This is a genomic window from Candidatus Binatia bacterium (assembly GCA_036563615.1).
In the GTDB taxonomy this organism is placed as follows: domain Bacteria; phylum Desulfobacterota; class Binatia; order UBA12015; family UBA12015; genus DATCMB01.
Genome location: DATCMB010000022.1, coordinates 315,428 through 328,237, shown reverse-complemented (window position 1 = coordinate 328,237; position 12,810 = coordinate 315,428). Strand labels below are relative to the sequence as shown.

General features: G+C 69.1%; 12 protein-coding genes. 5 read left to right on the top strand and 7 right to left on the bottom strand.

Going from position 1 to position 12,810, the window contains the following annotated elements:
• Positions 1-47 precede the first annotated feature (47 nt).
• Genes VIS07_19965 through polA form a run of 5 tightly spaced genes read right to left on the bottom strand, consistent with a single transcriptional unit; the run spans position 48 to position 5,063 of the window.
• The gene (locus VIS07_19965) at positions 48-374 is read right to left on the bottom strand and encodes a hypothetical protein (GenBank protein ID HEY8517792.1); all 327 of its coding nucleotides are present in this window, start codon (positions 372-374) and stop codon (positions 48-50) included.
• Positions 371-1,033, bottom strand: coding sequence for a hypothetical protein (locus tag VIS07_19960; GenBank protein ID HEY8517791.1), 663 nt, complete (start codon positions 1,031-1,033; stop codon positions 371-373). Before VIS07_19960 ends, VIS07_19965 begins: the two co-directional genes overlap by 4 nt.
• Before the next feature lie 22 nt (positions 1,034-1,055).
• Positions 1,056-1,805: a zf-HC2 domain-containing protein gene (locus tag VIS07_19955; GenBank protein ID HEY8517790.1), complete on the bottom strand. Its 750-nt coding sequence runs from the start codon at positions 1,803-1,805 to the stop codon at positions 1,056-1,058.
• Complete coding sequence (locus tag VIS07_19950; GenBank protein ID HEY8517789.1) at positions 1,802-2,392, bottom strand: sigma-70 family RNA polymerase sigma factor; 591 nt, start codon at positions 2,390-2,392, stop codon at positions 1,802-1,804. Before VIS07_19950 ends, VIS07_19955 begins: the two co-directional genes overlap by 4 nt.
• A 25-nt stretch (positions 2,393-2,417) precedes the next feature.
• A complete protein-coding gene (polA, locus tag VIS07_19945; GenBank protein HEY8517788.1) occupies positions 2,418-5,063 on the bottom strand; it encodes a DNA polymerase I in 2,646 nt (881 codons plus the stop codon).
• Between the two features lie 186 nt (positions 5,064-5,249).
• Between polA and VIS07_19940 the strand changes: the two genes are divergently transcribed.
• From VIS07_19940 to VIS07_19925, 4 genes are read left to right on the top strand one after another with little or no spacing between them, the layout of a single operon-like run.
• Positions 5,250-6,011: an ABC transporter ATP-binding protein gene (locus VIS07_19940; protein HEY8517787.1), complete on the top strand. Its 762-nt coding sequence runs from the start codon at positions 5,250-5,252 to the stop codon at positions 6,009-6,011.
• Positions 6,012-6,013: 2 nt separating this feature from the next.
• Entirely contained in the window at positions 6,014-6,790 is a 777-nt protein-coding gene (locus tag VIS07_19935) for an ABC transporter permease subunit (protein ID HEY8517786.1), read from the top strand.
• Positions 6,791-6,802: 12 nt separating this feature from the next.
• Positions 6,803-8,338 (top strand): Gldg family protein, encoded by a 1,536-nt coding sequence (locus tag VIS07_19930; GenBank protein HEY8517785.1) that lies wholly within the window; start codon positions 6,803-6,805, stop codon positions 8,336-8,338.
• Between the two features lie 19 nt (positions 8,339-8,357).
• Positions 8,358-9,842 (top strand): DUF4340 domain-containing protein, encoded by a 1,485-nt coding sequence (locus tag VIS07_19925; GenBank protein ID HEY8517784.1) that lies wholly within the window; start codon positions 8,358-8,360, stop codon positions 9,840-9,842.
• 153 nt (positions 9,843-9,995) lie between these two features.
• Here VIS07_19925 and hisC read toward each other — a convergent pair whose 3' ends face one another.
• A complete protein-coding gene (gene hisC, locus VIS07_19920) occupies positions 9,996-11,069 on the bottom strand; it encodes a histidinol-phosphate transaminase (GenBank protein HEY8517783.1) in 1,074 nt (357 codons plus the stop codon).
• A gap of 71 nt (positions 11,070-11,140) precedes the next feature.
• Between hisC and VIS07_19915 the strand changes: the two genes are divergently transcribed.
• Positions 11,141-11,410, top strand: a complete 270-nt coding sequence (locus tag VIS07_19915) for a type II toxin-antitoxin system RelE/ParE family toxin (protein ID HEY8517782.1) — start codon at positions 11,141-11,143, stop codon at positions 11,408-11,410.
• A 175-nt stretch (positions 11,411-11,585) separates the two neighbouring features.
• Here VIS07_19915 and VIS07_19910 read toward each other — a convergent pair whose 3' ends face one another.
• Positions 11,586-12,386 carry a lytic transglycosylase domain-containing protein gene (locus tag VIS07_19910; protein ID HEY8517781.1) on the bottom strand — a complete coding sequence of 267 codons (801 nt, stop codon included), beginning with the start codon at positions 12,384-12,386 and terminating at the stop codon, positions 11,586-11,588.
• Positions 12,387-12,810: the final 424 nt, after the last annotated feature.

Here is a 12,810-nt window from a genome sequence, read left to right as displayed (position 1 = left end):
AGCTGCGGGAGCTCTGAGCGACGAGCGGCGCGCGCGGCGCCGGCGGATCAGCTGGCGACCGCGCCGCCGAGCTCGAGCGTGACGCCAAAGAAGCGCGTCAGCAGAAGCCCGAGCGCGAGGAGCGCCGCGACCATGCTCAGCAGCGACGACACCGCGACGCCGGCGAGCACCAAGCTCAGAAGCACGCCGGCGAGACCGAGGATCGGCGCCAGCAGCTCGGGACGGTTGAACGGCGCGACCGGATAGCTGAGGCGCACCAGACGCTCGAGCGCGTCGCGCGTGAAGACGCCCTCCGGCGCGACGGCGCTCCCGAGCGCGCTCCACGCGTCGCGCACGCCGTCGAGCAACGTCTGCCAAGAAAGCTCGGGGATCATTCGACCGATTCCGTCACCGCTCCTGCGGGCTGCGGACCCGCCTGCTGCGTAGCAGCCGCCGCCGGACCCTGCACCTCGAGCGCCGGCGGAACGGCGCTCGCGTCGGGCATGCGCCGCGCGCCGATCCAGATGATCAGCGTCCCGTTCTCGTAGCGCGGCCCACCGACCATGATCAGCCCGCGCTTGCCGAGCGTCAGGTCGGTGTTCATCAGGACGTGGCTGTCCTTCATCAGCGCGAGGTTGAGCGACACGCGCCCGCCGCGCGCTTGCTTCGGCATCACGCGCAGACGCCGCCCGCCCGGGATGTCGAAGGTCGCGGGCTTGCCGCAGCTTACGTCGCTCTGCTCCTGCTTGACGAGCTCGTACGAGCTGTAGCGGAACAGCCGCTGCAGCTGGTCGCGCATGCCCGCGAGCTGCGCGTCGAAGTGCTCGCGCGAGTTGGTCGCGAGCACGGTGCCGACCTCGAGCGAGACGCGCTCCTGCGCCGCGGCCTCGGCGGCGAGCGTCCCGAGCAGCGCCGCGACCGTCAGCGCGCCGGCGACGCGGACACGCGGTGCGATCGCTCCCCGCGCGCGACGTTGCTCATGCGTTGGCGGAGTGGCGCCGCTGCCGGAGAGGGTCGTGAGCGTGTCGGGACGAGGCTCGGGCATCGGCGTCATCGAGTGCACCTGGACGACCGGCTCATCGTGCCCCGGCAGCCAGCTCCTCGTCCTCGATCCAGATGACGGTCGTGTCGCTCGACGGCTCGCTCCACATCGCGACGGAGCTGCGCGGGAAGTTCACCGACTCGACCTGGACCTGCTTGCCCGACGAGCGCGAAGCGCGCACGTCCCTGGAGCTCGCGAGCGCGAACGGCAGGTCGTTCGCGAGCGCGTTCGGCTGCGGCGCCGTCGAGCTGCGCGCGACCGCGGACGCCGGCGGGTTCACCGTCGCGAGCCGCGGGGCGCCCTGCTCGCCTTCGCGCGAGCCGGGCAGCAGCGCGAGCGCGAGCAGCACCGACGCCGCGAGCGCGGTGCCGCCGGCGAGCGACCAGCGCCAGACGCGACCGCCTCCCTGGTCCGCGGCCCAGCTCGGCGAGCGCAGCTCCGGCGCGTCGTCGTAGTCCCGCGCGTCGTCGCGCCGTCCGAGCACGAGGCCGCGCACGCGCGCGCTCGTCGCGGCGAGACGCAAGCCCACGCCGTTCGCCCAGCGCACGCGCGGCATGCGATCGATCGCCGGCTCGACCGCGGCCCAGATGCGGCTCAGGTCGACGTCGGCGATCTCCTCGTCGATCGCCTTGGCGAGCAGCTCCTGCAGTCGCTCGCGGTCGTTGAGCTCGGCTTCACAGCGCTTGCAGCGCGTGATGTGCAGCGCCGCGTCGCGCATCGAGCGGCCGTCGAGCTCGCCGTCGAAGAAGGTGTCGATCAGCCGTTCCGCCTCGCGACAATTCACATGAACTCCTTGAGGCGGGCCTGCAGCTTCTTGCGGGCGTAGTGCAGCCGGCTCATCACCGTTCCCTTGGAGCACTGCATCACCCGGCTGATCTCCTCGTACGACAAACCTTCCAACTCTCGCAGTAATATCACGGCTCTGTGATCTGGGGTCAACTCGTCGATCGCTTGGCGAACGCGCTCGCGTAGCTCTGCGTCCTTGGTTGCTTCGAAGGGATCACCGCGCGGATTCTGGTCGCGAACGCGCTCCAGAATGTCCTCCGGCGGCGACTCGCTGTTGTTGTTGTTTCGTGTCGACTCGGCGAGCGGACGACGCCACTCGCGCCGTTGATGATCGATCGCGAGGTTGACCGCGATGCGGTAGATCCAGGTGTAGAAGCTTGCATCGCCCTTGAAGCGGCCGATCGAGCGGAACGCCTTGATGAAGGTTTCCTGCGTGACCTCGAGCGCCGCTTCGCGGTCGTGGAGCATGCCCATGACCACCGCCAGCACGCGGCGCTGGTAGCGCTCGACGAGCTCGCGAAACGCTTCCTTGTCGCCGCTGCCGGCTAGGCGGACGAGGTCCCACTCCGAACGCTCCACCGACACTAGACGGACCTTCCGACGGGGAAATTCATTGCAGCGCAGCCCAGTTGGGGCCGGACTTGAGCTCGACCACGAGCGGCACGGCGAGCTCGACGACCGATTCCATGCAGCGGCGCACGAGACGTCCCGCCTCGTCCACCTCGCCTTCCGGCACCTCGAACAAAAGCTCGTCGTGCACTTGCAGCAGCATGCGCGCTCCGCTGCCGGTGCGCTCGATCTCGCGCTCGACCGACAGCATCGCGAGCTTGATCACGTCGGCCGCGGTGCCCTGGATCGGGCTGTTCCACGCCATGCGCTCTGCGGCCTGGCGAATGTTCGGCTCGCGCGAGTTCAGGTCCGGCAGGTAGCGCCGCCGGCCGATCAGCGTCGAGACGTAGCCGTCGCGGCGCCCGTCCGCGACCACGCGATCGGCGAACGCGCGCACGCTCGCGTAGCGCTCGAAGTAGCGCCGGATGTACGCCTCGGCCTCGGCGAACGGGATCCCGAGCTCGCGCGACAGTCGCTGCGGACCCATGCCATAGATGATGCCGAAGTTGATCACCTTCGCCTGCCGGCGCATCTCGGGCGTGACGTCCTCGGGCGCGACGCCGAGCACCTCGGCCGCCGTGCGCCGGTGGATGTCCTCGCCCTTGCGGAACGCATCGAGCAGCACGGGATCCTGCGTGAGGTGCGCGAGCACGCGCAGCTCGATCTGCGAGTAGTCGGCGGACAGGAGCCGCATGCCGGGCGCGGCGACGAACGCGGCGCGGATCCTTCGTCCCTCGGCGGTGCGCACCGGGATGTTCTGCAGATTCGGCTCGCTCGACGACAGCCGGCCGGTCGCGGCGACCGTCTGGTTGAACGAGGTGCGAAGCCTTCCGGTCTTGGGATCGATCAGCGCGCCGAGCCCGACGACGTACGTCGAGATGAGCTTCGTCAGCGCGCGGTGCTCGACGATCTTCGCGGCGATCGGGTGCACCTCGGCGAGCTTGTTCAGCACGTCGGCGTCGACCGACAGCCCGGTTTTTCCGCGCTTGACGCCCTTGGTGGGGAGGTTGAGCTTGTTGAACAGGACCTCGCGCAGCTGCGCCGGCGAGCCGAGATTGAACGGACCGCCCGCCGCCGCGAAGATCTCCGCCTCGAGCGCCTCTGCGGCCGCGCGGAAGTCGCGCCCCGCCTGCTCGAGCGCCTCGCGATCGACGGCGATCCCGCGCGCCTCCATCACCGCGAGCACGCGCGCGAGCGGCAGCTCGAGGTCGCGATAGAGCTTCGCGAGACCGCTCGCCTCGAGCTCCGCCATCAGCATCGGACCGAGCTCGAGCATGGCGCTCGCGAGCTCCGCGGCGCGCGTCGAGGCGTCGCTGTCGCCCGGCTTGGGCAGCGTGCGGTTCAGCCGATCGTTGGCGAGCGCCTCGATCGAGTGCGCGCGTCGCGACGGATCGAGCACGTAGGACGCGAGCGGCACGTCGCAGACGTCGGCCTCGGGGTTGGCGGCGTCCATGCGCTCGTCGAGACCGAGCAGGTGCAGCAGCGCCTTCAGGTCGTCGACGACCAGCGTGCAGCCGCTGCGGCTGCGCGCGAGCAGCTCGCGGACGCCCGGCGGGATCGCCTCGGCGAGCAGCACGCGGTCGTCCTCGGCGCTCGCGATCGCGACCAGACGCCGTGGCGGCGAGAGCTGCAGCTCGCCCTGCGCCGACGCGGCGGCGACGTCCGTGATCGCCACCGCGACGCAGCCGGGAGCCCCGAGCATGCGCTCGACCTCCTCCGGACGCGCGCTCTCGGTGCGCCGCGTGGCCTTCGCGGGAGCCGGCTCGCCGATGAACTCCTTCAGCAGGTTGGTGAACTCCAGCTCGGTCGCGAGCCGCTTGAGCTCGGCGGTGTCGGCCTCGCCGCGCGCGAGCGACTCGATGTCGAGCTCGATCGGCAGATCGCTGCGGATCGTCGCGAGGAAGCGGCTCGCGCGCGCCGACTCCTCGCCCTCCTCGAGAATCGTGCGCACGCGCTTTGCGCCGCGCAGACCGAGCGTCTCGATCTCGTCGAGGCGGCGGTACATCTCGTCGATCGAGCCGTAGTGCGAGATCAGACGGCTCGCCGTCTTCTCGCCGATGCCCTTGACGCCGGGGATGTTGTCGATGCTGTCGCCCATCAGGGCCATCACCTCGACGACCTGCGACGGCTCGACACCGAAGCGCGCGCGCACCTCCTCGACGCCGAACGTGCGATCGTGCATGGTGTCGACGAGCGTCACGTGCGGGCCGACGAGCTGCATCATGTCCTTGTCGCTCGTGACGATGCGCACGTCGACGCCGAGCGCGACTGCGCGCGCGGTCAGCGTCCCGATGACGTCGTCCGCCTCGACGCCCGGAATTTCGATCACGCGGATGCCGAGCGCCTCGACGACGCGTCGAATGTAGGGAATCTGCGGCGCGAGCTCGCTCGGCATTCCGGGGCGCGTCGCCTTGTAATCGGCGTACGCTTCGCTGCGAAACGTCTTGCCGGGCGCGTCGAACACGACCGCGATGTGCGTCGCCTTTTCTTCGCGCAGCAGCTTCGCGAGCATGCTGGTGAAGCCGTAGGCCGCGCCCGTCGGCAGGCCACGACGCGTCGCCAGGGTCGGCAGGGCATGGAAAGCCCGAAAGACGATCCCGCTACCATCGACCAGCCAGATTCGCTCTGGCGTCGTCCCCGACGACATCTCAGCAGACGTACCAACGGCCTCGAGTGATGTCACGTCGGCACGAAACGCGAAGGGACTCTGTACTTGTCTGCGCACGAAGCTCGAAAACGCGCGCTACGCAAGGTCGTTTACCTTGACAACTTTTCCGATGGTCACTAGGTATCGCGCCGAATTCCGACGTCCCGAGGATCGTCCAAGACGCGAATGATCGAAGTTCACGAGCTCGCCAAGCGCTACGGTGATCGGGAGGTTGTGAAGGGGATCTCGTTCTCGGCGGAGCGCGGTCAGGTCCTCGGGTTCCTGGGCCCGAACGGCGCCGGGAAGACCACCACGATGCGCATGCTCACGGGCTACTTGCCCCCGTCGAGCGGCACGGCGCGCATCGCAGGCTTCGACATCTTCACGCAATCCGCGGAGGTGCGACGCCGCATCGGCTACCTGCCGGAGAACCCACCGCTCTATCCCGACATGACGGTGCGTTCGTACCTCACGTTCGTCGCCAAGCTGAAGGGCGTTCCGCGCTCGCGCGTGCGCAGCGCATGCGACGAGGTGATCGAGCGCACCGGTCTCAGCGACGTGGCGGGCCGTCTGCTGTCGCACCTGTCGAAGGGTTACAAGCAGCGCGCTGGCCTCGCTCAGGCGCTGGTCCACGATCCGGAGGTGCTCGTCCTCGACGAGCCCACCATCGGCCTCGACCCGCGGCAGATCATCGAGATTCGCAGCCTGATCAAGACGCTGTCGGGCAACCGCACGGTGATCCTGTCGACGCACATCCTCCCCGAGGTCGCGCAGGTCTGCGACAAGGTCGTGATCATCAACGCCGGCCGCATCGCGTGCGAGGACACGATCGCGAACTTGACGCGCGACGCGTCGCTCGAAGAGGTCTTCCTGCGTCACATCAGCGGTGACGCGGCGGCGGAGGAGCGGGCCGCGCACGCGTTGGCCGAAGCCGAAGCAAGGGTCTGAGCGTGCGCAACATCTTGACGATTGCCGGGCGAGAGCTGCGCTCGATCTTCGTCTCGCCGATCGCCTACGTCGTGATGACCGGGTTCCTGCTGCTCGGCGGGTGGTTCTTCTTCAACCTGCTGGCGCGCTTCAACTTCCTGGTCACGATGTACTCGAGCTTCCAGGGCGGCGCCGAAGCGATCGCGCGTCTGAACGTCAACGAGTTCGTGATCGCGCCGCTGCTGCACAACCTCTCGGTGGTGCTCGTCATCCTCGTGCCGATGATCACCATGCGGAGCTTCGCCGAGGAGAAGCGGGCCGGAACGTACGAGCTGCTGCTCACCTCGCCCGTCGCCACCTGGGAGATCGTCGTCGGCAAGTTCCTCGGCGCGGCGTGCTTCATCGTCGTGATGGTCGGGCTGACCGCGATCTACGGCGTGATCCTCGCCGTCTACGGCAACCCCGAGCTCGGCATCATGGTGTCGGGCTACATCGGGCTGCTGCTGCTCGCGATCACGTTCGTCACCGTCGGGATGTTCGCGTCGTCGCTGACCGAGAATCAGATCATCGCCGCGGTGACCGGGCTGGTCATGTTGCTCCTGCTCTTCGTCATCGCGTGGCCCGCCGACAGCGCCGGCGAGACCCTCGGCGCGGTGCTGCGCTACATCTCGGTCACCGAGCACTTCGCGGACATGATCAAGGGCGTCATCGACACCAAGACCCTGGTCTACTTCGCGACGATGATCGTGGGCTGGATGTTCCTCACCCAGCGGTCCGTCGAGTCCATCCGCTGGCGCTGAGCGGGAACCGGCATGCGACGTTCGCAATCGCTCCTGGGCATCGTCGGCCTGATCCTCCTCTTCTTCGGAGGCGTCTCGTTCTTCTTCACGGGACGGCTCGAGGCCTACACGCTGCTGCACCTCGTGCTCGGCGGGGTCCTGCTGCTGATCTTCCTGTTCAGCAGCTTCAAGGACCTCGGCAAGCTGCTGAGCGCGCGCTCGACCAAGTACGGCACCAACATGGTGGTGTACTCGGCGCTGTTCATCGCGCTGCTGGTCGGCGTCAACTGGCTCGGGGTGCGCTACAACAAGCGCTACGACCTGACCGAGTCCGGCGTCTTCACGCTCTCGCCGCAAGCGCAGAGCGTGCTCGACAGCCTGCAGCAGGACGTCGAGCTGCAGGCGTTCCTCGAGGGCGGACACGATCCCGAGGTCGAGGCCCTGCTCGAGAGCTTCTCCTACGCGTCGCCGCGCGTGAAGACGACGCTGATCGATCCCGACAAGCAGCCGGAGCTCACCGAGAAGTACGGCGTGCGCGCGTACCGCACGGTGCGCGTCGCGTACGGCGATCAGGCGACGACCGTCTCGCAGCCGAGCGAGGAGTCGATCACCAACGCGCTCATCAAGGTGACGAAGCAGACCAAGCAGACCGTTTGCTTCGTCGAGGGTGAGGGCGAGCCCGACATCGACGACCAGCAGAGCGCGCGGGGCTTCGCGTTCGCGCGCGAAGCGCTGGTCAACGAGAACTACGAGGTCAAGAAGCTGCTGCTCGTGCAGGAGGGCAAGGTGCCCGAGGACTGCACGATCCTCGCGCTGGCCGCTCCCGAGCGTCCGCTGCTGCAGCAGCAGATCGACGCGATCTCCGAGTTCCTCAAGAAGGGCGGCAAGGCGATCTTCATGCTGCCGCCGCGCTCCGGCGACCAGCTCGCGCCGCTGCTCGCGGAGTTCGGCGTCAAGCTCGGAAACGACGTCATCGTCGATCAGGTGGTTCGCCTCTTCCAGGGTCCGCAGCTGGGTCTGAACCCGATCGTCAGCTCGTACGGCGCGCACCCGATCACCAAGGATCTCAAGGAGCGCACGGTCTTCCCGATGACCCGCAGCGTGAGCGAGGGCGACACCAAGCCCGGGCTCACGGTGGTGTCGATCGCCAAGACCAGCAGCTCGAGCTGGGCGGAGACCGACCTCACGTCGCTCTTCGAGCAGCAGATCGCCGTCCTCGAGGAGGCGGACGTCAAGGGGCCCGTGTCGATCGGCGTCGCGGTCACCGCCGACCTGAAGCAGCTCGGCATGGGCGAAGGCGAGGCGCGCCTCGTCGTCTACGGCACGGCCGGCTTCGCCGACAACAAGAACATCAACTCGCTCTACAACCGCGACCTGTTCCTCAACTCCTTCGGCTGGCTCGCGAGCCAGGAGGAGCTGCTGTCGATCCGGCCGCGCACCGTCCGCGCGTCGCGCGTGCAGTTCAGCGAGGAGCAGGCGACCGCGATCTTCTACCTCTCGGTGCTCATCCTGCCCGAGCTGCTGCTGATCGCCGGCCTCGCGGTCTGGTGGAGACGGTCCACGCTCTGAGCCTCGCTTGCGCGGCATCATGCGCTTTCGCAACACGATCATCCTCGCACTGATCGTCGCCGCGCTCGGCGCCTACGTGTACTGGGTCGAGCGCCCGAAGATGGAGGCCGAGGAGAAGGCGACCAAGCTCCTCGACGTCGACCGCAACGCGGTGACGAAGATCCACATCGAGTCGCCCAAGGGCACGCTCGACCTCGAGAAGGTCGACGGCAAGTGGAAGCTCACCGCGCCGCTCTCGACCAACGCGGACGCGGTCACGGTCGACAACCTGATCCGCGCGCTGGCCGACGGTGAGGTCAAGAAGACGGTCGAGGAGAATCCGAGCGATCTGAAGCTCTACGGCCTCGATCCGCCGGAGACCACCGTCGTGCTGACGCTCGCCGACGGCAAGACCGCGAAGGTCGAGCTCGGCAAGAAGACGCCGATCGGCTTCTCCGCCTACGCGCAGCGCAACGACGAGCCCGCCGTCCTGCTCACCACCGAGACGGTGCGCATCGGCATGCAGAAGGAGGTCTCCGACGTCCGCGACAAGACGGTGCTCGAGTTCGCCGACGCCGACGTTCAGGAGATCACGATCACCGGCCCCGAGCCCGAGCCCATCGTGCTGCGCAAGCAGGGCGCGGAGTGGATGCTCGCCGGCGAGCCCGAGCGCAAGGCGGACGCGGCTCAGGTGCGCAGCCTGCTCTCCTCGCTGCGCTCGCTGCGCGCCACCGGCTTCGTCGACGACGCCGGCTCGCCGCCCGACGCCAAGTACAACCTGACGCCGCCGCGGGTCACGGTCGAGCTCGTGGTCGGACCCGACAAGACCAAGAAATCCCTGCTCGTGGGCGGCGCCACCGACGAGCCCTCGAAGCGCGAGATCTTCGTCCAGAGCAACGCGGCCGACACCGTCTACGTCGTCGGCTCGCACGTCTTCTCGACGGTCAGCAAGACGACCGAGGACTTCCTCGACAAGACGGTGCTCGAGTTCGACAAGGACCAGGCGACCCAGGTCGCCGTCGAGCGCCAGGACGGCGAGGGCTTCACGCTCGAGAAGAAGGACGACAAGTGGACGGTCGCCGACGCCGGCGACGCCAAGGTCAAGGAGTTCGTCGCGAGCCGTCTGGTCGACGACCTGCGCGGCTTGAAGGGCCAGAGCATCGCGAGCGAGGACGGCCCGAAGCCCGAGTTCGGGCTCGACCAGCCGATCCTGACGATCCGCGTGCGCAAGGCGGACGGCGACATCGGCACGATCCGCGTCGCGCGCGCCGGCGAGGGCGAGAGCAAGACGCTCTACGCGAACGTCGAGGGCAGCCCGATGGTCTACGTGCTGCAGGACTACGTCTTCCAGCGCGTCGACAAGAAGCGCTCGGACTTCCTCGAGGCGCAGCCCACGCCGACGCCCGACGCGAGCGCGAGCCCGGGCGCACCGGCCGCCGAGCAGACCCCGGACGCCGACGCCGACGAGGAAGCGGCGGACGACATCCCGCTCGACATCGAGGTCGTCCCGATCCCGACGAACTGAGCTCGAGCGTCCGTCCCGACGGACGGATCTCGGGGGCCGCGGATCCCAGAAGGCTCGTCACGAGCGACGAGCCGCCCTACCCGTCCGACGCCAGGCGACGCGCCCGGCCGACGCCGGCTCGGCAGAACCCGCGGCGCCGCAGAGCCCGCGGTCTCAGCGAAGCTGCGCCAGCTCCTCGAGCAGGCGGTCGATTTCCGCGTCCGTGCCGACCGTGATGCGCAGCGCGTCCGGCAGCTCGGCGAAGTAGCGCACCAGGATGCCGCGCTCGCGCAGCGCCTCGGCGATCGGCAGCGCAGCCTCGCCCGGACGTCGCGCGAGCACGAAGTTGGTCTGCGACGGCAGCACCGAAAAGCCCAGCTTCTCGAGCTCGGCCGTGAGACGCGCGCGCGTCGCCCGCACCCGCGCCACGTGCGCGCGCATCGTCGCCTGGTCGCTCAGCGCCGCGAGCGCCCCCGCCTGCGCGAGCCGGCTCACGTTGTACGAGTCCTTGACCTTGTTGAGCTGGCGCGCGAGCTCGGGCGTCGTCACCGCGATGCCGAGCCGCAGCCCGGCGAGCGAGTACGACTTCGAGAGCGTGCGCAGCACGACGACGTTGGGCTCGCCGTTCGCGATCCAGGTGACGCCGTCGTCGGCGAAGTCGACGTAGGCCTCGTCGACCACCAGCAGCAGGTCGCGGCGGGCGCGCGCGAGCTTCTCGAGCTCGCGGGTCGACACGACGGTGCCCGAGGGCGCGTTCGGGTTGCACACCAGGATCATGCGCGCGTCGACGCGGAAGAGCTCCTGCGGCACCGCGTAGTCCGGACCGTACGGGATCTCGACGCTGCGGCCGCCCTGGATCGCGACCAGCGTCCTGTAGAGCGAGTACGTCGGCGTCGCGTACGCGACCGCGTCTCCCGGCGCGACGACCGTCCGCATGAGCAGCGACAGCAGCTCGTCCGAGCCGTTGCCGATGACCACGCCGTCGGGGTCGACGCCCCACAGCTCCCCCGCCTTCTCGCGCAGCGGGCGCGCCGTCGGGTCCGGGTAGAGGTGCAGACGCTCGCAGGCCTCGGCGATCGCCTCGCGCACCGACGGCGGCGGCGGATAGGGGTTCTCGTTGGTGTTGAGCTTGATGACCCGCGGGTCGCTCGGCTGCTCGCCGGGGACGTAGCCCGAGAGCGCCGCGATCTCCGGGCGGACGTAGGAAGCTGCGGTCGGCTGCGTTTCGGCTGCTGCGGGCTTCGTCATGCGGGCTCCGGATCGGCGCATGATGGTGTCTAAAGTCGACGCTCGCGGCAACCGAACCAAGGGCCAGACGGATGGACGGTTGTCGAATGAAGCTCAACCTGACGTATAGCGCGTACCGCGAGATGGAGCAGATCGGCGGGGGCCCGCTGCGCGAGATCAGCGAGGCCATCGTGTCGCTCGCGGACGACCCGCTGCCGAGCGGGTCGGCGGTGCTCGAGGGTCAGGGCGGCTGCCGCTACCTGACGATCGACCGCTACTACATCCTCTACCACATCGACAGCGCCGATCAGGCGCTCACGGTCCTCGGCGTCGTCGAGGGACCGGTGCACACGCTGCACTGAAACAGCGAGGGCTGCGCACGCGCGGCGCTACGCCGACGTAGCGAGCCCTGCGACTGCGCCGGCCGTAGCTCGACGCACCGCGCGCCGAAGGCGTCGAGCTCACGCCCGACGCGCGCTCACAGGCGCCGCGCACGCCCGAGCTGCGCACATGCTGCAGCATGCGCGCACCGCAGGATCAGGCGCCGGCGCGCGCGCGGTACTTCTCGGCGAAGCGCTCCTTGGTGCCCGGCGGCAGACGCAGCGTGAAGCCGCCCGGCGTCTTCGGGATCGAGCCGCGGCGCAGCGCCGGGTTGAGCTCGCGGATGTCCTTCGCCGACACGCCCGACAGCGAGGCGATGGTCTCGACGTCGAGCGGCTCCGCGACCTCGAAGGTCTCGTAGCTCAGCGGCTCGAGCGGCGTGACGTCGCTGATCCCGAAGCGCTCCGGCTCGCTCGCGATCGCCGCCACGGCGAGCACCTTCGGCACGTACTTGCGGGTGTGCTCGGGCAGCGAGCCGCGGTCGAGGAGCTGCCAGACGTCGGCGCCGGGATGGCGCTCGAGCGCCTGCTGCACGCGTCCGGGGCCGGCGTTGTAGGCCGCGATCGCGAGCCCCCAGCGCCCGAACTGCTCGTAGAGGTCGCGCAGCATCCGGGCGGCGGCGCGCGACGCCCGCTCGGGGTCGCGGCGCTCGTCGACGTGCGCGTTGACCGTCAGGCCGTAGCGCTGCGCCGTGCTGCGGGTGAACTGCCACAGGCCGACCGTGCCGCGGCCCTCGGCCTCGCAGGAGAAGTGGCTCTCGACCGCCGGCAGGAACGCCAGCGAGGTCGGGACGCCCTCGCGCGCGAGCTCGCGCTCGATGATCTCCATGTAGCGTCCGCTGCGCGCGAGCGCATCACGGACGGTGATCCGCTGCGAGCGGCTGAGCTGCTTGGCGTGCGAGATGACCCGCGGGTGCAGGGTCATCTGCTCGAACTCCGCGGTCGCGAGCGGCGGCAAGGCCCCCCGCCCCCGGGCGATGGAATGCGTCAGTTCCCCGCGTTCGCTGCCCCTGGTGCTGACCCAGCTCCCTCCCGGGCTGCTCTCCAGACCCGCCAGAGGCTGGGCCTTCCGTACGACCTCGACACCACATCCCGCACAGAGCGAAAGTAGCATCACCAACACAGCTCTTTGGGTTCGCATGCGCGTCCTCCGGGCTGGTTTGACCCGGACCGTCCGTCACGGCGTGATCGAGACTGGCCCGAGCCCGTTATGTGGTTGCTCTCGCTGGCGATGCCGCCGCTTCTGAAGCCCGCCCCCGTTTTCCCCTCCGGGCGCGACCCCCTGGGCAGCGGGCGGAACCCTAGTGGGGCCCGTCCGGGTTGTCAACCTTACCAGACCTCCCGGTCGGGCAGCGAAAACGACCGCTCGGCACCACCCGGCG